This window comes from Monashia sp. HAY1-5C (genome assembly GCF_056755255.1).
Genome location: NZ_JBPGXG010000022.1, coordinates 21690 through 41049 on the forward strand (window position 1 = coordinate 21690; position 19360 = coordinate 41049).

16 protein-coding genes are annotated in these 19360 nt (G+C 73.0%); 8 read left to right on the forward strand and 8 right to left on the reverse strand.

Features of this window, described 5'->3' with window-relative positions; genetic code table 11:
• Positions 1-41: 41 nt before the first annotated feature.
• Positions 42-944, reverse strand: coding sequence for a hypothetical protein (locus ACR9ZK_RS05500; protein ID WP_481340878.1), 903 nt, complete (start codon positions 942-944; stop codon positions 42-44).
• 283 nt (positions 945-1227) lie between these two features.
• On the opposite strand from ACR9ZK_RS05500, the gene serC reads away from it, so the two are divergent.
• Both serC and ACR9ZK_RS05510 read left to right on the forward strand, forming a co-directional pair.
• Positions 1228-2370: a phosphoserine transaminase gene (gene serC / locus ACR9ZK_RS05505; RefSeq protein ID WP_481340879.1), complete on the forward strand. Its 1143-nt coding sequence runs from the start codon at positions 1228-1230 to the stop codon at positions 2368-2370.
• 177 nt (positions 2371-2547) lie between these two features.
• The gene (locus ACR9ZK_RS05510) at positions 2548-3894 is read left to right on the forward strand and encodes a lytic transglycosylase domain-containing protein (RefSeq protein WP_481340880.1); all 1347 of its coding nucleotides are present in this window, start codon (positions 2548-2550) and stop codon (positions 3892-3894) included.
• Positions 3895-4070: 176 nt separating this feature from the next.
• On the opposite strand, the gene ACR9ZK_RS05515 is transcribed toward ACR9ZK_RS05510, so the two are convergent.
• From ACR9ZK_RS05515 to ACR9ZK_RS05525, 3 genes are all read right to left on the reverse strand, one after another.
• Entirely contained in the window at positions 4071-5369 is a 1299-nt protein-coding gene (locus ACR9ZK_RS05515) for an MFS transporter (protein ID WP_481340881.1), read from the reverse strand.
• Positions 5366-5803: a MarR family winged helix-turn-helix transcriptional regulator gene (locus tag ACR9ZK_RS05520; RefSeq protein ID WP_481340882.1), complete on the reverse strand. Its 438-nt coding sequence runs from the start codon at positions 5801-5803 to the stop codon at positions 5366-5368. Before ACR9ZK_RS05520 ends, ACR9ZK_RS05515 begins: the two co-directional genes overlap by 4 nt.
• Before the next feature lie 146 nt (positions 5804-5949).
• On the reverse strand, positions 5950-7446 hold the full coding sequence (locus tag ACR9ZK_RS05525) for an NCS2 family permease (RefSeq protein ID WP_481340883.1): 1497 nt from the start codon (positions 7444-7446) through the stop codon (positions 5950-5952).
• 58 nt (positions 7447-7504) lie between these two features.
• Between ACR9ZK_RS05525 and ACR9ZK_RS05530 the strand changes: the two genes are divergently transcribed.
• On the forward strand, positions 7505-7777 hold the full coding sequence (locus ACR9ZK_RS05530; RefSeq protein ID WP_481340884.1) for a DUF2530 domain-containing protein: 273 nt from the start codon (positions 7505-7507) through the stop codon (positions 7775-7777).
• 10 nt (positions 7778-7787) lie between these two features.
• On the opposite strand, the gene ACR9ZK_RS05535 is transcribed toward ACR9ZK_RS05530, so the two are convergent.
• The 3 genes from ACR9ZK_RS05535 to ACR9ZK_RS05545 all read right to left on the reverse strand — a co-directional run bounded on the left by ACR9ZK_RS05535 (position 7788) and on the right by ACR9ZK_RS05545 (position 10239).
• Positions 7788-8732, reverse strand: a complete 945-nt coding sequence (locus ACR9ZK_RS05535; RefSeq protein WP_481340885.1) for a DUF3027 domain-containing protein — start codon at positions 8730-8732, stop codon at positions 7788-7790.
• A gap of 5 nt (positions 8733-8737) precedes the next feature.
• Positions 8738-9133, reverse strand: a complete 396-nt coding sequence (locus ACR9ZK_RS05540; RefSeq protein WP_481340886.1) for a cold-shock protein — start codon at positions 9131-9133, stop codon at positions 8738-8740.
• 140 nt (positions 9134-9273) lie between these two features.
• A complete protein-coding gene (locus ACR9ZK_RS05545; protein WP_481340887.1) occupies positions 9274-10239 on the reverse strand; it encodes an aldose 1-epimerase family protein in 966 nt (321 codons plus the stop codon).
• Positions 10240-10310: 71 nt separating this feature from the next.
• Here ACR9ZK_RS05545 and ACR9ZK_RS05550 point away from each other — a divergent pair, with 71 nt between their 5' ends.
• Positions 10311-12584 (forward strand): helicase-associated domain-containing protein, encoded by a 2274-nt coding sequence (locus ACR9ZK_RS05550; RefSeq protein WP_481340888.1) that lies wholly within the window; start codon positions 10311-10313, stop codon positions 12582-12584.
• A 14-nt stretch (positions 12585-12598) separates the two neighbouring features.
• Here the strand turns inward: ACR9ZK_RS05550 and ACR9ZK_RS05555 are convergent, their stop codons facing one another.
• On the reverse strand, positions 12599-13531 hold the full coding sequence (locus ACR9ZK_RS05555; protein ID WP_481340889.1) for a hydroxymethylglutaryl-CoA lyase: 933 nt from the start codon (positions 13529-13531) through the stop codon (positions 12599-12601).
• Positions 13532-13643: 112 nt separating this feature from the next.
• Between ACR9ZK_RS05555 and ACR9ZK_RS05560 the strand changes: the two genes are divergently transcribed.
• The 4 genes from ACR9ZK_RS05560 to ACR9ZK_RS05575 all read left to right on the forward strand — a co-directional run bounded on the left by ACR9ZK_RS05560 (position 13644) and on the right by ACR9ZK_RS05575 (position 19288).
• Positions 13644-15296 carry a DNA repair helicase XPB gene (locus ACR9ZK_RS05560; protein WP_481340890.1) on the forward strand — a complete coding sequence of 551 codons (1653 nt, stop codon included), beginning with the start codon at positions 13644-13646 and terminating at the stop codon, positions 15294-15296.
• 379 nt (positions 15297-15675) lie between these two features.
• The gene (locus ACR9ZK_RS05565) at positions 15676-16395 is read left to right on the forward strand and encodes a response regulator transcription factor (RefSeq protein WP_481340891.1); all 720 of its coding nucleotides are present in this window, start codon (positions 15676-15678) and stop codon (positions 16393-16395) included.
• 20 nt (positions 16396-16415) lie between these two features.
• A complete protein-coding gene (locus ACR9ZK_RS05570) occupies positions 16416-17924 on the forward strand; it encodes a sensor histidine kinase (protein ID WP_481340892.1) in 1509 nt (502 codons plus the stop codon).
• 74 nt (positions 17925-17998) lie between these two features.
• Positions 17999-19288: a S1C family serine protease gene (locus tag ACR9ZK_RS05575; protein WP_481340893.1), complete on the forward strand. Its 1290-nt coding sequence runs from the start codon at positions 17999-18001 to the stop codon at positions 19286-19288.
• Positions 19289-19360: the final 72 nt, after the last annotated feature.

A 19360-nucleotide genomic window follows, 5' to 3' on the forward strand; every position in this document is an offset into this window, starting at 1 on the left:
GAGCACTCCTGGGGCTGAGCCGCATCGCGGCGCGGGCAGGCTCATGCCGCCCAGCGACGCGAGTCGGCGACCGCCTGCGCGGCCCGCGCGCCGATGAGTCGGATGTCGTCGAGCTCGCTCCAGACGTACCGGGCGAAGAAGAAGCCCCTGCGACGCATCGCGTCCTCGCGCCGCTTCTCCTCGAACGCGGCCTCGCGCCCGCCGTACTTCCGCGCACCGTCGAACTCGACGAGGACGCGTGTCCCGCGGATCCGGAAGTCGGCGAACCGCGGGCCCAGGTCGGTCGTCACCTCGAACTGCGGGTCGAGCGTGTAGCCAAGGCCGCGGAGCCGGTGACCGATGATGCTCTCCCCCGGCGACTCGATGCGGTCGTCGGCCTCCCGCAGGATCGCCCGGACCGGGCCGATGCCTCGGCGGCCGGCCAGCAGCCCGCACGCGGCGTCGAGCTGCTCGGTCGTCACGAGCGCCCGGTGCAGGGCAGCGTCCGCGGCCACGAGAGCGCTGAGGGGCAGACCTTCGAGGCCGGCCTGGACGATCCCGACGGCCGTCGGCACCCGGTCCGGCAGGGCACCGGACAGGGCCGGCGGCAGCTCGGGGAGGGGCCGGTGGATCTTCAGGCCCCTGCCGTTGCGGGTCGTCCCCCGGCCCCTTCTCGTCAGGTGGACCACGCCGAGATCGAGGGCGTGGTCGGGCAGGTTCTGGGCCACGAGCAGCGACTGGTGGCTGAGCAGCGCGCGGCCTCCGAAGCGCTGCCACCCGGCCGTGGCCCGCAGCCAGTGCAGGTCTCGCGCGTCGCGCGCCGGCCGGACCGAGTACCAGCCCCGGAGCAGGGGCACGAGGAGCCCGGCGCGGACCGCTGCGGCGATCGCGCCGTCGGAGTGCCCGGCCTCCGACAGCCGTGCGGCGCTGACGACGTCGCCCTGGGCCAGCTGCTCCACGTCCATCGCGCCATGATGGCGCGGTGGGCAGCATCCGCGCGGATGGCCTGTGGACGGTGACGGGCCGTGCCGCCAGCAGTGCGACTTCCCCGCAGGTGTGCGCGGTTCAGCCGCCACTCGTGCGGGAGACGCGCACTCCTGACGCGAACCCGGACCCGTGGGTGAGCGAGTGGCGGCGTCCACACATCGGGCAACGGTGTCCAGTACGTGGGCACCTGGGGTTCAATGTGGCGGGTGACGCCGACGCCGCCCGTGTCCCGTGGTGGCCAGCATCCGAGGTGAGACAGACGTGACCGAAGCACCCGCCGTGAACCCGACCATCACGATCCCCGACGAGCTGCTGCCGAGCGACGGACGCTTCGGCTCGGGGCCCTCGAAGGTGCGCAGGGAGCAGGTGGAGTACCTCGGGTCCCTCGCCCGGACCGTCCTCGGCACCTCGCACCGCCAGCCGCCGGTCCGGGCCCTCGTCGGTGAGGTGCGGCAGGGTCTGCGCGACCTCTTCTCGCTCCCCGAGGGCTACGAGATCATCCTCGGCAACGGTGGTTCCACCGCGTTCTGGGACATCGCCGCCTTCGGCCTCGTCCGCGACCGCGCCCAGCACCTGTCGTTCGGTGAGTTCTCGAGCAAGTTCGGCAAGGTCACCAAGGCCGCGCCGTTCCTCGGCGAGCCGACCGTCATCACTGCCGAACCGGGCACGCTCGCGGCGCCGCGGGCCGAGGCCGGCGTCGACGTCTACGCCTGGCCGCACAACGAGACCTCGACCGGTGTCATGGCCCCGGTCGTGCGCGTCGAGGGCGCCGACGACGACGCGCTCCTGCTCGTCGACGCGACGTCCGGCGCCGGCGGCCTGCCGGTCGACATCACCGAGGTCGACGTCTACTACTTCGCCCCGCAGAAGTGCTTCGCCTCCGACGGCGGCCTCTGGCTCGCGGCCTTCTCCCCCGCCGCGCTCGCCCGCGTCGAGGAGATCGCCGGCACCGGCCGCTGGGTCCCCGACTTCTTCAGCCTGCCGACGGCCGTCGACAACTCGCTGAAGAACCAGACGTACAACACGCCTGCGCTCTCGACGCTGGCGCTGCTCAACAGCCAGCTCCGCTGGATGCTCGGCAACGGCGGCCTCGACTGGGCGACGTCGCGCACCCGCGACTCCAGCTCGCGCCTCTACACGTGGGCCGAGCAGAGCGGGTACACGACGCCCTACGTCAGCGACCCGGCCGCCCGCTCGCAGGTCGTCGGCACCATCGACTTCGACGAGCGCATCGACGCGGCCGCCGTGGCCACGGTGCTGCGCGCCCACGGCATCGTCGACGTCGAGCCCTACCGCAAGCTCGGTCGCAACCAGCTGCGGGTCGCGATGTTCCCCGCCGTCGAGCCGGAGGACGTCTCGACGCTGACCCGGGCCATCGACCACGTCGTGGCCCAGCTCGGCTGACGTCCCGACCCGCGAGCGCGACCCACAGACATACAGCACACGACGCACCACGAGGGGCCGGTCCCGCACGGACCGGCCCCTCGTCACGTCCCGACCTACCACGACGCGTGACCTTCCGCCTCCCGACTCGTTGACCCTCCGACCGCCAATGGGGGCGGCTGTCCTCGAGGAGTCACCATGGTCCGCATCGTCCGAGCCGGTCGCGTCAGCCGACGCGTCGCCGCGGCGCTGCCCGTCATCGCGCTCGCGGCCACCGTCATCGCCGTGGCCGCCCGTTCCGGGGCCGACACCGTCGCGTCGCCCACGTCGCTCACCGTGCCCGACCAGGCCGTGACGCAGTCGGCCGGCCCGGACTACCCCGACGCCGGTCCCGCACCGGCCCCGATGCAGCTGCCGCCGGTCTACGACACGTACACCTCCGACTTCGCGAGCGTCGCGGTCCCGAGCGCGGCGCAGGAGGCCGTGCACGCCCTGGGCAGCTTCATGCCCGTGCGGCTCGACGCCAACGGCATCCCGAGCCTGGCTCTCGAGGCCTACCAGCGCGCCGCCGGGCTGCTCGGCCGCGTCGACCCCGCATGCGGCGTCGACTGGGCGCTGCTCGGCGCCATCGGCCGCGTCGAGAGCAACCACGCGCAGTTCGGCGGCAACCGGCTCGACGCGTCGGGCGTCGCCCGCCCGGGGATCATCGGCATCCCCCTCGACGGCAGCCGTGGCACGACGCGCATCACCGACACCGACGGCGGCCGACTCGACCGTGACGGCGTCTTCGACCGGGCCGTCGGTCCGATGCAGTTCATCCCCACGTCGTGGGCCTCGATGGGTCGTGACGGCAACGGCGACGGGGTGGCCGACCCGCAGAACCTCACCGACGCCGTGACCGCGGCGGGTGCCATGCTGTGCTCGGGGCACGCCGACCTGCGCGACCCCCGCGCCGCCTACGACGCCGTGTTCCGCTACAACCACTCGGACCGCTACGTGCGCAGCGTCCTGTCCATCGCCGACGCGTACCGCCGCGGGGTCTCGGTCGTCCCGGTCGGGGCCCTGCCCGCGGCGCGTCCGGCCGCCGGCACGGGAACCGCCACCCCGGACGGGTCGGGGTTCGCCTACCCCGGCCCGCCGGCCCACCAGCCGACGGCTTCGCCGAGCGCCCGTCCCACACCGGGTCCCTCGGCGAAGCCGTCGCCCTCGGCCTCGCGTCCCGCCCCGAGGCCGTCGTCCTCGGCCGGGCCGACGCCGGCACCCGCGCCCGCCAAGCCGCGCCCGGCGATCACCGTGCCGGTCCCCAAGGTGCCGGGGGCACCGCTCCCGACGCCGACGGTGCCGCTGCCGGACGTCCCGTCCGTCCCACTGCCCGCCGCCACCCTGCCCGCCGAGATCGTGCGGCTCCTGGCCCTGCCGCACCTGCCGCTGCTGCCCGGCGACCCCACCGGCCTGGTCCGCGTGCTCGACCCGCTCACGGCCAAGGTCGTCTGCGTGCTCGACGAGAAGGTGGTCACCTGCCCGGGCGGCGGGCTCCTCGGCTGAGGCCGAGTCACCCCTCACACGGAAGCGGCCGCCGCTGCTCGGGCGGCCGCTTCCGTCGCGCGTGGCATCCGGGCGGACGGTGCGCGCCGGTCAGCGGTTCACGACCGCCGCGATGACGGCGATGACGAGGAACAGCACGAGCGCCGCGACGGTGATGCGGTGGCGGAACTTGAAGTTCACCGCGTCACCTCGGGTGCCGTCGGCACCTCCGACGGCGTCGCCGTGGCCAGCCGGATCTGGAACCGCGGCCGGGACTGGGTCTGGAAGGTCACCGCGACATTCTGCCGACGTGCGAACCACAGGGCCACCGCCACCAGGGACAGCCCGACGGCGATGGTCCCGATGCCGATGGTCCACCGGGCGCCCCACTCGTCTCCGATCCAGCCGATCATGGGCGCCCCGATCGGGGTGCCGCCCATGAAGATCGCCATGTAGAGGGCCATGACGCGTCCGCGCATGACGGGGTCGACGCTGACCTGCACCATGGCGTTGGCCGTCGTCAGGGCGGTGAGGGCGGACAGGCCGGTGGGCACGAGGTAGAGCCCGAAGAGGACGTAGCTCGGGGCGGTCGCGAGCAGGGCCGTGGAGACGGTGAACCCGACGAGCGCGGTGAGCAGGACCCGGAGCCGCGGTCGGGCCCGGCGGGCAGAGAGCAGGGCCGCGGTCAGCGACCCGACGGCCATGATCGAGCCGAGCAGGCCGTACTCGCCGGGGCCCTTGTCGAAGACCTTCGTGGCCATGAGCGCCATCGTCACCTGGAAGTTCATGCCGAAGGTGCCGAGGACGAAGACGAGGACCATGACGAGCACGAGGTCGGGGCGTCCGCGCACGTAGCGCAGGCCCTGGCGGATCTGCCCCTTGCCACGGGCGAGGGGCGAGGGCCTCAGCTCGGCGGCGTTCATCCGCACGAGGGCGGCGAGGACGAAGACGAACGTCGCCGCGTTGACGAACAGTGCCGGGGCGATCCCGAACGCCGCGATGCCGACGCCGGCGACCGCGGGACCGATGAGCCGCCCGAGGTTGAACGAGGCGCTGTTGAGGGCGACCGCGTTGGGCAGGTGGTCGACGTCGACCATCTCGGAGACGAACGTCTGGCGCGCCGGGTTGTCGACCGCGGTGGCGACGCCCTGCAGCAGGGCGAGGACGTAGACGTGCCAGAGCTGGACGACGTCGGTCGCGGTGAGGACGGCCAGCAGCAGCGCCGTGACGAGCAGCGCGGTCTGGGTGCCGAAGAGCAGCCGCCGCTTGGGCAGCCGGTCGACGAGCATCCCCGCGAAGGGCGCGAGGAGCAGGAACGGCAGGAACTGCAGGCCCGTGACGAGGCCGAGGGCCGTCGCCGAGTGGTCGGTGAGGACGGTGAGGACCAGCCAGTCCTGGGCGACCCGACCCATCCACGTGCCGACGTTCGACACGATCGCGCCCGAGGCGTAGATGCGGTAGTTGCGGATGCCGAGGGAGTGGAAGGTGGGGCTCACTTGGAGGCCACCTTCGCCAGCACGACGGCGGCGCGCTGCAGCAGGTCCCTCTCGTCGTCGGTGAGGGCCTCGAAGCGCTCGAGCATCCACTCGTCGCGGTGGCGGCGGATGCGGCGCACGGCCTTGCGGCCCTCCGGGGTCAGCGACAGGATCACCTGCCGGCCGTCCTCGGGGTCGTCGGCCCGGGCGACGTAGCCGCCCTCGACGAGGGCACCGGTCGTGCGCTTCATGCTCGGGGCGGAGACGCGCTCGATCTCGGCGAGCTCGCTGTTCGTGCGCGGGGCGTCCTCGAGCCGGCAGAGCACGGAGAAGTGGTGCGGCGGCAGCTCGCGGTCGGACTCGAACCGGACGCGGCGCGAGATCCGCATGCACGCGAGGCGGATGTCGTTGCTCAGCGAGACGAGCTCGCTGCGGGAAAGGGTCTTGGTACGCAAACGAGTGCTTTCGGACGTGATGCTCGGTGGGATGCTTAGCCTAACTCATTACCTCGGCTAACTATTCCGGAACACGCCGAGCATGGAAACGCGAAGAGCCCCCGCCCGGGTGGGCGGGGGCCCTTGCGAGGCAGGCGGGGCGCGGGTCAGCCGAAGAGACCCTGCAGGGGCGTCTTGACGAAGTAGACGACGAAGAAGGCGGCGACGACCCACAGCAGCGGGTGCACCTGGCGCGCGTGGCCCTTCGCGATCTTGAGGAGGACCCAGGCGATGAAGCCCGCGCCGATGCCGACCGTGATGTTGTACGTGAACGGCATGAGGACGATGGTGAGGAAGGCCGGGAGGGCGACCTCCATCTCGGTCCAGTCGATGTTCGTGACCTGGCTCATCATGAGGAAGCCGACGATGACGAGCGCGGGGGCCGCCGCCTCGGAGGGCACGACCGCGAACAGCGGGGCCAGGAACGTCGCGAGGAGGAACAGGACACCGGTCACGACCGACGCGAGGCCGGTGCGAGCGCCCTCCTCGACGCCGGACGCCGACTCGATGTAAGACGTGTTGCTGCTGACCCCACCGGCGCCACCGGCGATCGCCGCGACGGAGTCCACGACGAGGATGCGGTCGGTGTGCGGCGGGTTGCCGTCCGCGTCGAGCAGCCGTGCCTCGGTGCCGATGGCCACGACGGTACCCATCGTGTCGAAGAAGTCGGCGAGCAGCAGCGAGAAGACGAACATGACGGCGGTGACGATGCCGAGCTTCTCGAAGGAGCCGAGGAGGCTGAACTGGCCGAGGATGCCGAGGTCGGGGGTCTGGGTCACCGAGTCGGGCAGCTCGGGCACGGTGAGCGACCAGGCCGAGGGGTTGGTCAGCGCACCCTTGTCGTTGAAGACGCGCGGGCCGATGTGGAAGATCGCCTCGAGGACCATCGCGAGGACGGTGGCCCCGACGATGCCGATGAGGATGGCGCCCTTGACCTTGCGGATGAGCAGCATCGCGATGAGGAAGACGCCGACGACGAAGACGAGGGTCGGCCAGCCGTCGAGGCTGCCGCCGATGCCGAGCTCGCTCGGCACCGAGCCGGGCGTCGTCGGACGGCGCGCGAAGCCGGCGTCGATGACCCCGATGTAGGCGATGAACAGGCCGATGCCCACCGAGATCGCGACCTTGAGCGGGGCCGGGATGGCCCTGAAGACCGCCTTGCGGAACCCGGTGAGCACGAGCACGAGGATGATGACGCCCTCGATGACGACCAGGCCCATGAGGTCGGCGTACGTGATCTTCTCGGCCGAGTGCGTCAGCACCATCCCGGTGATGAGCCCGTTGATGCCGAGACCGGCCGCGAGCGCGATCGGGAAGTTGGCGACCAGTCCCATGAGGATCGACATGACGCCCGCGACCACGGCGGTGCCGACGGCGACGAGCAGCTTGCTCTGCCCGAGGTCGGTGGTCCCGCCGATCATCTGTCCGGACCCGTCGACGACGCCGGAGAGGATGATCGGGTTGAGCACGACGATGTAGGCCATCGTGAAGAAGGTGACGACGCCGCCGCGGATCTCGCGCGCGAGGGTCGACCCGCGCTCGGTGATCCGGAAGAAGCCGTCGAGCCCGGAGACGCCCGAGCGGGCGTGGGTATCGGTCGACATGGCGCACACCCTAGTGGCGGGGCGTTTCGTGCGCGTGACCAGACCCTAGGCTGTCCGCGTGACCGACGAGAACGTCCCGCACGACTCCCAGCCCGACGCCCGGCCGACGCACGCGTCGCAGCTGCGCCCGCTGCCCGTGCCGATGCGGCGGATCGTCGAGGCCGGGGTGCTGGCGTGGGTCGTGGCCCTGCTCGTCGTGCTCGTCGTGCCGGGGCTGCACTCCGGCGACCGCTCCTGGTGGCCGTGGACGTGCGTGGCCGGCATCGGGCTCGGCGGGATCGGCTGGACCTACCTGCGCCGTGGACGCGGCAACGCCCGGAACGCCGGCTGACGCGTCCGCCTCACTCGGCGTCCGCCGACGCCTCACCCTGCGGGCCCTCGGAGGGCTCGGACGGCTCGGACGGCTCGGACGGCTCGGACGGCTCGGAGGGCTCGGAGGGCTCGGAGGGCCCAGCGGACTCAGCGGGCTCAGGGGGTTCGGAAGTCTTCGGTGCCTCGGTCGTCTCGGTGGTCTCGGAGGTCGGCGTCGCCGCCCGCTCGACCGGCTCGAGGTCGACGGCGAGCTCGTCGACGACCGGCTCGCCGACCGGCACCGGGGCCTGGTGGTCGAGGTCGGTCTCGGAGTGCGCGCCGCACCCGTGGTCCAGGCTCACGACCCGGCCGTCGGACGGGCTCCACTCGTTGGCGCAGACACCGAAGACGGCGCGCAGCGCGCCCGCCATCGGCACGAAGTAGCCGCACGAGGAGCACCGCTCGGTGGCCTTCTGGGCGATCTCGGAGCTGGGGCCGTTGTCGCCCTCGTACCAGCGCGTCGCCGCGGTCTCGCGACCCTCGGCCGACAGGACCCGCCTGCGTCCGAGGCCGAGCTCGACGATCGCCACCTGGTCGACGTCCTCGTCACCCGTCGCCTCGAAGCCCGCCTCGAGGTTGGGGTCGTCGAGCCGGTAGGGCAGCACGTCGCCGGCACCGAGGTCGCCCGGAGCCAGCCGGTCGGCGTACGGGACCCACTCGGGGGCGAGGACGGCGTCCGGCCCCGGCAGCAGGTTGGTCTCGCAGACGGTCGCCACCTTGCCGCGCGGCACACGGGCGAGGCTGACGCCCCAGCGCCAGCCCCGGTAGCCCGGCGACGTGCAGCCGAACCAGTGCATGGCGAGGCGCTCACCGAGCGGCTCGACGCCGAGGTGGTCTCCCACCGTGCCGGGCTCGGCGATGCCGTCGAGGGCGTCACGGGCGAGGTCGACGGCCGCGGCGAGCACGGCGTCCTGCTTGGTGGCGGTGCCGATCATGGACGTCACTTCTCCAGCTCGTCGGCGAGGCCGCGCAGGGCTCGCGCGACGTTCGAGGCCAGCTTGCGCTCGGGCCGGCGGCCCGCGCGGTAGGTGTTGCCCACGCCGTCGAGGAGCTGGACGACGTCCTCGATGATGACGGTGAGCTCCTCGACCGTCTTGCGCTCGCGCTTGCTGATGTTCGCGGCCACCGACTGCGTCGGCTCGAGCACCTTGACCTGCAGGGCCTGGGCGCCCTTGCGCCCCTCGACCACGCCGAACTCGACGCGGGCGCCCTTCTTCAGGGTGGTCACACCCTGCGGGAGCGCGTTCGCGTGCAGGAAGACGTCACGGCCGTCGTCCTCGGAGATGAACCCGAAGCCCTTGTCCGCGTCGTAGAACCTGACCTTGCCAGTCGGCACAGCCCACCTCGTTGATCTCGGTCGGTCGCCCCTTCGCGGGCACGACTCGATGGCGCTCGTTGCGCTTCCCTCCAGCCTAACCGCTCGGTGCAAACGGGATTTCGCCTCCGCCGCGCTGGGCTCCCACGTGTACGCTGCGCTCAGCTCGGGACCGCGGCCGGGCCACCGCTCGGGCTGATCCCCCACGTGCCGGTCCACTCCTCCCCCGGCTCGAGCACGACGAGCCCGTCGCCGGAGTTGAAGGCGTCGGCCGGGCAGCTCATCGGCTCGACGGCGATCCCCGGCACGCCCTTGCGGTCGCGGGCCACGGCGGTGAAGACCTGCAGCCACGGGAAGGACTCGTCGGCCCAGAGGGTCACCGTGCCCGATGCCGTGCCGACGCTCGCACGCCAGGCGCCGTCGGGGTCGCGCACGACGTCGGTGTAGGCGGTGTCGAGGTCGGTGCCGCCCACCGGTCGCGTGGTGCGGAAGTCGAGCTCGCCGCCGTCGACAGCGGTCAGTCCGGTCGGCAGCAGCCGGTCGTCGACCTCCACGCGCGTCGCGGCCGGCACCCGCAGCTCGACGTCGGGCAGCAGCGTCTCACCGATCGCGAGGTACGGGTGGGCGCCGTACCCGAACGGGGCCGGCTCGGTGCCCACGTTGCGGGCGGCGACGGTGACGACGAGGCCGGAGTCGTCGAGCAGGTAGGTCGTGCGCAGGTCGAGGTGCCAGTCCCAGCCGGGTTGCGGATGCAGCCGGTAGCCGACGGTCACCGCGTCGTCCTCGAGCTCCACGAGCTCCCACAGGGCCCAGCGGACCAGACCGTGGCTCGCGTTGCCGAGCGGGACCTCGGTGATTGCGAGCTGGTGCTCGGCACCGGCGAAGGTGAAGCGTCCGTCCCGGATGCGGTTGGGCCACGGCATGAGCTGCTGCCCCCGCCCGGACCGGCACGGCTCGTCGGGGCCGTACCCGGCCAGGAGGTCGACGCCGTCGCGGGTCAGCGTGCGCAGTCCGCCGCCGACCTCGACGACCGTCGCCTCGAAGGGGCCGTGCCCGACGGTCCACTGCTGGCCGGTCGGCGACGGCGGACCGGACGCACCGGGCGAGGCGGGGCTGAGCGCGCTCATGAGGCCCACGCTAGCGGTCCGCCGTGGCGCAGGAGGACGGGCGGGCACCGTGCGGGCAGTAGGTTGGGAGGATGGCCACCCCCGCCCGCAGCCTGGCCGACGACATCCGCGCCCGCAGCGACGCCGAGCTGGTCGACCTCGTGCTGGCCCGGCCCGACCTCGCCCGCCCGGCGCCCGCCGACCTCACCGGTCTCGCGGCCCGCGCCAGCACCCGCGCCAGCGTCCAGCGCGCCGTCGAGGCCCTCGACCGCGGCCACCTCCAGGTGCTCGAGGTCCTGATCGTCGCCGGCGACGGGGCTCCGCGGGAGCGGGTCCGCGAGCTGTTCGGCACCGACGACGCGTCGCTCGTCGACACGCTCGTCGACGACCTCTGGCGCCGGGCGCTCGTGTGGCGCGGCGCCGACGGCGAGCACGTCGTGCGCACGGTGCCCGACGTTCTCGGCTCGACGGTGGCCGGCCTGGGCCCACCCCTGCGTGAGCTGCGCCAGACGTTCGTGCCCGAGGACGCCGACCCGGCAGCCGTCCGGCGTGCGCTCGCCGAGGCGCCCGAGGACGCGCGCGCCATGCTGGAACGGATGACGTGGGGCCCGCCCTTCGGCGTCATGCCCTCGGGGCCGGCGGGTCGCTCCACCGCGCGGTGGCTGCTCGAGCAGCACCTTCTCGTGTCCGTCGCCTCCGACCGGGTGGCGCTGCCCCGCGAGGTCGGGCTCGCGCTGCGCGGCGGGCACGTGCACCGCCGACCCGAGCTGACCCCCCCGCCGATCGAGGCGCGCACGGTGTCGCTCGTGGACGCCGTGGCCGGGGGCGCGGCGAGCGAGCTGCTCACGCACGTCGACGAGCTGGCGGCCGCCTGGGGCGCCGAGCCGCCGCGGGTGATGCGCGCCGGCGGGCTGTCGGTGCGCGACCTCCGGGCCACCCAGGACGTGCTCGACCTCGACGCGGACCGCGCGGCGTTCGTCGTCGAGGTGGCCCACGCCGCCGGCCTCGTCGCCGACGACGGCGAGGTCGTGCCGGTGTGGGCGCCGACGTCGGAGATCGACGACTGGTCGAGCGCCGAGTCCGGGCACCGCTGGGCCACCCTCGCCGTCGCCTGGTTCGCCTCGACGCGCGCGCCCCACCTCGTGGGCCGGCGGGCGTCGGGCAGCGGCGCCGTCAACGCGCTCGGGCCCGACGTCCAGTGGCCCGCCGTCCGCACCGTCCGCCGTGACGTGCTCCGCGAGCTCGCCTCGCTCGGGCCGGGCCAGGCGCCCGACGCCGAGTCGCTGCGCGCCCGGCTCACGTGGCGTCGGCCCAACCGGCCCGCCGCCGTGCTCGGCGAGGCCGTCGACGCGGTGCTGCGCGAGGCCGAGTGGCTCGGGGTCACCGGCCGCGGGGCCCTCTCGCCGGCGGGGCGACTCCTCGTCGACGCGCCGGGCGCCGAGCGTGACCGGCTCGAAGCCGTGGCGGCGGCCATGTCGCCGCACCTGCCGGCCCCCGTCGACCACGTGCTCGTCCAGGCCGACCTCACGGCGGTCGCGCCGGGACCGCTCGTCGGTGGTCTCGGGTCCTTCATGCGGCTGTCGGCCGACGTCGAGTCGCGCGGCGGCGCGACGGTCTACCGGTTCACGCCCGAGTCGGTGCGCCGGGCCCTCGACGCCGGGTGGACCGCGGCGGAGTTCCTCGACACGGTGCGCCGGTCCAGCCGCACCCCGGTGCCGCAGCCGCTCGAGTACCTCGTCACCGACGTGGCGCGACGCCACGGCCAGACCCGGATCGGGAGCGCCGCCGCGTACGTGCGCTCCGACGACGAGTCGGTGCTCGACACCATGCTCGCCTCGCGCGACCTCGCTCCCCTGCAGCTGCGCCGCCTGGCCCCCACGGTCCTCGTCTCGACTGCCCACCCCCGCACGCTCGTCGACCTGCTCCGCGACAGCGGCTTCGCGCCGGTCCACGAGGGGTCCGACGGCACCGTCGTGCACGCCGAGACCCCGAAGCGTCGGGCGGGCTCACGCCGGCGCGGGCCGGGCCCGGTCGTCTCGCCCGTCGACCGCGACTTCACGAGCTCGCTCGTCGCCGGCCTGCGCGTCGCCGAGGCCACCGCCGTGCAACGTCGCGCCGAGGAGGAGGCCCGCCCCGGCCCGCGCCTCGAGGCGATGGACCCGGTGGTGACGCTGTCGCTGCTGCGCGACGCGGTCGCCGACCGGCACGGGGTCTGGATCGGCTACTCCGACGGACACGGCGCGACGACGCGTCACCTCATCCACCCGCAGCGGGTCGACGGCGGACGCGTCCGGGCCACCGACGAGTCCGGTCACGAGCGGTCGTGGTCGGTCCACCGCATCACCGGCGCCAGCCTCGACGCCTGAGCGCCGGGTTCGCGTCAGGCCCCCGCGAGCGCACGGACGACGTTGCTCGGGGAGGGCCGGCCCAGCTGGGCGGCCATCCAGACCGAGGTCTCGACGAGCGCGTCGAGGTCGACCCCGGTCTCGACCCCGGCGCCCTGCAGCGCCCACACGAGGTCCTCGGTCGCGAGGTTGCCGGTGGCCGACCTCGCATACGGGCAGCCGCCGAGACCGCCCGCAGACGCGTCGACGACCGACACCCCGTCGCGCAGGGCCGCCATGGTGTTGGCGAGCGCCTGGCCGTACGTGTCGTGGAAGTGAACGGCGATGCGGTCGGTACCGATTCCCTTGCGGGACAGAGCATCCAGGAGCCGGTGCACGTGCCCCGTCGTGCCGACGCCGATGGTGTCGCCGAGGCTCAGCTCGTCGCAGCCGAGGTCCATGAGCCGCTCGGCGGTCTCGACGACCTGGCCGACCGGCACGGGCCCCTCCCAGGGGTCGCCGAAGCACATGGAGACGTAGGCGCGCACCCACATGCCGTCGGCGAGGGCACGCTTCACGACCGGCTCGAACATCGCGTACTGCTCGGCGACCGACCGGTTGAGGTTCTTCTGCGCGAAGGTCTCGGTGGCCGACCCGAAGATGGCGATGGCCTGCAGACCCAGCTCCTCGGCCCGGTCCAGGCCCCGCTCGTTCGGCACGAGGGCCGGACGCCGCCGCCCGACGCCGCCGGGCCCGAGCGCGCCGAGGACCTCCTCGGCGTCGCCCATCTGGGGCACCCACCGCGCAGGCACGAACGAGGTCGTCTCGATGGTGTCGAGACCGGCCGCCTCGAGCCGCCGGATGAACTCGACCTTCGTCGCGGCCGGCACGACCGTCTTCTCGTTCTGCAGGCCGTCACGGGGGCCGACCTCGTAGATCGTCACCTGCGCCGGCAGCCCCGTCGCCGCCTCGACCTGTGGGGATCGCATTCGCCCATACTGTCACCAGCACCAGCGGCACCCGCACGCCCGGGTCGAGGCACTCGGCGGTCACGGGTGACCGCGGAATACATCGGACCGGGAAGCGGGTTGAGCACTGACGATGAACGACGGACCCCTCATCGTCCAGAGCGACAAGACGCTGCTCCTCGAGGTCGACCACCCCCGCGCGGAGGCAGCGCGCCGGGCCATCGCCCCCTTCGCCGAGCTCGAGCGCGCGCCCGAGCACGTGCACACCTACCGCATCACGCCGCTCGGCCTGTGGAACGCCCGGGCCGCCGGGCACGACGCCGAGCAGGTCGTCGACGCGCTCATGACGCACAGCCGCTACGCGGTGCCCCACGCGCTGCTCGTCGACGTCGCCGACACGATGGACCGCTACGGCCGCCTCACCCTCGAGAAGGAGGGCGTCGCCGACTCCCCCGAGGGGACGCGGCTGGTCCTGCGCACGACCGACCGCCCCGTCCTCGAGGAGGTGCTGCGGCACAAGAAGATCAGGCCGCTGACCGGTGAGCGCATCGACGACCTCGCGGTCACCGTCCACCCGAGCGAGCGCGGCACCCTCAAGCAGGAGCTGCTCAAGGTCGGCTGGCCCGCCGAGGACCTGGCCGGCTACGTCGACGGGGAGGCGCACCCGATCGACCTGCGCGAGGACGGCTGGGCGCTGCGGCCCTACCAGCAGCAGGCCGTCGACGGCTTCTGGCACGGCGGGTCCGGCGTCGTCGTGCTGCCCTGCGGCGCCGGCAAGACGCTCGTCGGTGCCGGTGCCATGGCCGCCGCCAAGGCGACGACGCTCATCCTCGTGACGAACACCGTCAGCGCGCGGCAGTGGAAGGACGAGCTGCTGCGCCGCACGAGCCTCACCGAGGACGAGATCGGCGAGTACTCCGGCGCCCGCAAGGAGATCCGCCCGGTCACGATCGCGACCTACCAGGTTCTGACGACGCGCCGGAAGGGCGCCTACACCCACCTCGACCTGCTCGACGCCCGCGACTGGGGGCTCGTCGTCTACGACGAGGTGCACCTGCTGCCGGCGCCGATCTTCCGGATGACGGCCGACCTGCAGGCCCGCCGACGGCTCGGCCTGACCGCGACGCTCGTGCGCGAGGACGGTCGTGAGGCCGACGTCTTCAGCCTCATCGGCCCCAAGCGCTTCGACGCACCGTGGAAGGACATCGAGGCGCAGGGGTACATCGCCCCCGCCGACTGCGTCGAGGTGCGCATCACGCTGCCCGACGGTCAGCGGATGGCCTACGCGACGAGCGAGCCGGAGGACCGGTACCGGCTGGCGTCGTGCACCGACGCCAAGCTGTCGGTCGTCGAGCAGCTGGCGAAGCGGCACGACGGTGAGCCGACGCTCGTCATCGGCCAGTACCTCGACCAGCTGCACGAGGTCGCCGAGCGGCTCGGCGCCGACGTCATCACCGGCGAGACGACCGTCCGGGAGCGCCAGCGCCTCTACGACGCGTTCCGCGCCGGCGAGATCAGCACCCTCGTCGTCAGCAAGGTCGCGAACTTCTCCATCGACCTTCCCGAGGCGAGCGTCGCCATCCAGGTCAGCGGCACGTTCGGGTCGCGCCAGGAGGAGGCCCAGCGCCTCGGGCGGGTGCTGCGTCCCAAGGGTGACGGCCGCACGGCCCACTTCTACACCGTCGTCTCGCGCGACACCGTCGACGCCGACTTCGCCGCCCACCGGCAGCGGTTCCTCGCCGAGCAGGGCTACGCCTACCGCATCGTCGACGCCGACGACCTCTGAGCGTCGCGCGCCGCGAGGACCCGGCGAAGGCGCGGCCGAGCGACCTGCCCGGCGCAGGGGCGGGGCCCCATCCCGGTGTCGGACGAGGCCCCTGTGGGGAAGCCGGCACGCTGGTGCCGGTGAGGTCCGCGACCCGGTGCCCGCCCCGTGGCCGGGCCGCGGACCGGCTCGGTCCTCGAGCGCCGGCCCGAGGGGCCGGTGCCGTGGCTGAGCCGTCTCGGGGGACGGGCCCGGTGCCCCCCCGTCCTTGACTCGGCCTCTTCCAGTCTGCCCGAAATGTCCGGATGTGCCACCCCGGGTGCTCTCGCCCAGCCTGGTCACAGAGAACGTGCAGGCTTTTTCCCAGCCAACTCCCAGCAAACGTGCTGAGACTGTTCACGTGGACACCCAGACCGCCGCGGCCCCCGAGGCCAGACTGCTCATCGTCGAGGACGAGCCGAACATCCGTGAGCTGCTCGCCACCTCCCTGCGCTTCGCCGGTTTCGAGGTCGAGACGGCCGCGGACGGCACGAGCGCCCTCGCCATGGCCGAGGAGACCGAGCCCGACCTCGTCGTCCTCGACGTCATGCTGCCCGACGTCGACGGCTTCGAGGTGACGCGTCGCCTGCGCGACCGCGGCCGCCAGCAGCCGATCGTCTTCGTCACGGCGCGCGACGCCACCGGTGACAAGATCCAGGGGCTGACCGTCGGTGGTGACGACTACGTCACCAAGCCGTTCAGCCTCGAGGAGGTCATCGCCCGCATCCGTGCCGTGCTTCGCCGCACGAGGGGGGCCGTCGACGAGACCGCGACACTGCGCTTCCACGACCTCGAGCTCAACGAGGACTCCCACGAGGTGCGCCGCGGCGGACGCGTCATCGACCTGTCCCCCACCGAGTTCAAGCTGCTGCGCTACCTGCTGCTCAACCCCAACCGCGTGCTGTCCAAGCTGCAGATCCTCGACCACGTCTGGGACTACGACTTCCGCGGCGAGTCGGGCATCGTCGAGTCCTACATCTCCTACCTGCGGCGCAAGATCGATGCCGACGGCCCCTCGCTGATCCACACGAAGCGGGGCGTGGGCTACGTCCTGCGCGTGCCGCCGGAGACCTCGAGCTGACCCGACCCGACGGAGCCGACATGAATCCCGAGCCGGCGAGCGGAGCGCCCGACCGCCGCGCGCGTCCGACCCGTGGGCGTCGCCGTCCCTTCGGTCGGCTCCGAGCCCTCCCGCTGCGGTGGCGCCTGCTCGGCGTCGCGCTCGGCCTCATCCTCGTCGCGCTGTCGGTCGTCACGCTCGTCGTCAGCGCGCTCCTGCGCCAGTACCTCGTCGGCCAGTCCGACCAGGAGCTCGACGTCTACGCGACGAGCATCGCGCGCTACCAGGCCCAGGACCTCGTCCAGGGCAAACCCGTCCTCCCGAGCGGTTTCACGCTGCGCCTCATGCCCGTCGGGTCCTCCCGGACGATCAACCTCGGCGAGGCCGCGACGGAGGACGACTCGCCGCTGCTCCCCCGGCTCAACCCCGAGGACCCCCTCGTCGAGGACGGCTCGTCGTTCGAGGTGCCCTCCGAGGGCGGGGGCAGCTCGTGGCTGGCGATGGCGCGCTCGACGGCCGACGACAAGGCCACCTTCATCGTCGCGCTGCCGCTGCGGGGGCTGCAGAGCACCGTCCAGCAGTTCATCTGGTACGCCGTCGCCATCGGCGTCATCGTCCTGCTCGTGTGCGCGGCGCTGGGCTGGTACCTCGTCGGGCGCACCTTCCGACCGTTGACCCGCATCGAGGACACCGCCGCCCAGATCGCCGGCGGCGACCTGACCCAGCGCGTCGCCGTGCCCGACACCGAGGACGAGGTGGCCTCGCTGTCGCGCTCGCTCAACGCGATGCTCGGCCGCATCGAGCAGAGCTTCGCGGTCCGGGAGGCCAACGAGGCCAAGATGCGACGGTTCATCGCCGACGCGTCGCACGAGCTGCGGACGCCACTGGCGGCCGTCGGCGGCTACGCCGAGCTGTACCGCCAGGGCGCGCTGCCGACCGCCGAGGCCGTGACGGGGGCGATGGGCCGCATCGAGAGCGAGAGCCAGCGCATGAGCGGGCTCGTCGAGGACCTGCTCACGCTCGCGCGCCTCGACGGCGAGAGGCCGCTGGAGATCCAGACCGTCGACCTCGCGGTCCTCGCCGCCGACGCCGCGCAGGACGCCCGCACCATCGCGCCGGACCGGCACGTGACGGCCACCGGCATCCACGGCCCGATCGGTCCGACCGAGCTCGAGGCCGACGAGCGCCAGCTGCGCCAGGTGGTGACGAACCTCGTGACCAACGCGCGGCTGCACACACCGCCTGGTACACCCGTGGAGATCCTCGTCGGCCGGGTCGACACCGCCCACGTCGCCCTCCACGTCCGCGACCACGGGCCGGGCATCCCGCCCGAGGCACGGGCCAGCGTCTTCGAGCGCTTCTACCGTGCCGACACCTCGCGCAGCCGGGGCAAGGGCGGCGGCAACGGTCTCGGGCTGGCCATCGTCGAGGCGATCGTCGAGGCACACCGCGGCTCGGTCCGGGTCGAGGAGACCCCCGGCGGGGGCGCCACGTTCGTCGTCGAGCTGCCCGTCCACGCGACCCGCGAGCATCGCACAGGCGATTCCTAGGGACGCCACAACGCCGTCAAAAGCTGCCTCGATGACATGGGTACCAGGCAGGTACAGCCACATGAGGAGGAGCCATGACCCTGGCACCGGACAACACCCAGCGCATCCCCGAGGGCGCCGACTACTACAGCCAGGCCGCCCCGCCCGTCCCGCCGGCGTTCGGGCCGACCCAGCAGCAGACGCCTCCCCCGCCGCCGCGCCGGGACCGCCGGATCGGCCAGACGGCCGTGACCGCCCTCCTCGCCGCGGTCCTCGCGAGCGGCGGCACGTACGCCGCGACGCAGTACGCCGGGCACGACGGCTCGACGGCGAGCAGCTCCTCGAGCACGACGCAGAGCTCGAGCCAGGGCTCCTCGCCGACCGTCATCCAGGGCAACGCCTCGAGCCCCGACTGGTCCGCGGTGGCCAAGGCGGTGTCGCCGAGCGTCGTCAGCATCGACGTCACGACGCCGCAGGGTGAGGCCGCCGGCTCGGGCGTCGTCTTCGACAAGACCGGCCACATCCTGACGAACAACCACGTCGTCGGTGACGCGACGGGCGGCCAGGGACAGATCACCGTGACGCTGTCCGACGGGCGCACCTACAGCGCCACGATCGTCGGCACCGACCCGTCGACCGACCTCGCCGTCATCAAGCTCGCCTCGGTCCCGAGCGACATCGTCCCGATCTCGGTCGGCGACTCCGAGGCGCTCAAGGTCGGCGACCCGGTCATGGCCGTCGGCAACCCGCTCGGGCTGTCGGGCACCGTGACGACGGGCATCGTGTCGGCGCTCAACCGCCCCGTCAGCACGAGCACGTCCGAGCAGAACCAGTCGCCGTTCGGCCAGCAGGGCAGCGCCGGCGACGAGGTCGTCACGAACGCGATCCAGACGTCCGCGGCGATCAACCCGGGCAACTCCGGCGGTGCCCTCGTCAACGCCAAGGGCCAGCTCGTCGGCATCAACAGCTCGATCGCGTCGCTGAGCCAGGGATCGAGCGGCCAGAGCGGCAACATCGGCATCGGCTTCGCGATCCCGGTCAAGGAGGCCAGGTCGATCGCCGAGCAGCTCATCAGGAGCGGCAAGGCCGAGCACGCCTTCCTCGGGGTGACGCTGCGCGACACCGTCGTCACCGACGGCCCGGCCAGGCGCGCCGGGGCCCAGGTGGCCTCGGTCCAGGGCGGGACGCCTGCCGCGAACGCCGGCCTGAGGAGCGGCGACGTCGTCATCGCCGCCGATGGCCAGCGCATCGACTCGGCCACGGCCCTCGTGGCCCAGATCCGCGAGATGACGGCCGGCGACAAGACGACGCTGACGATCGTCCGCGGCGGCCAGCGCCAGGACGTGCAGGTGACCCTCGCCGTCAAGCCCAGCTCGTCGAGCTGACCCGGACGCGGCGGCGGCCCGACGCTCCCTGGGCCCTGTCTCTTATACACATCTGACGCTGCCGAAGACGGA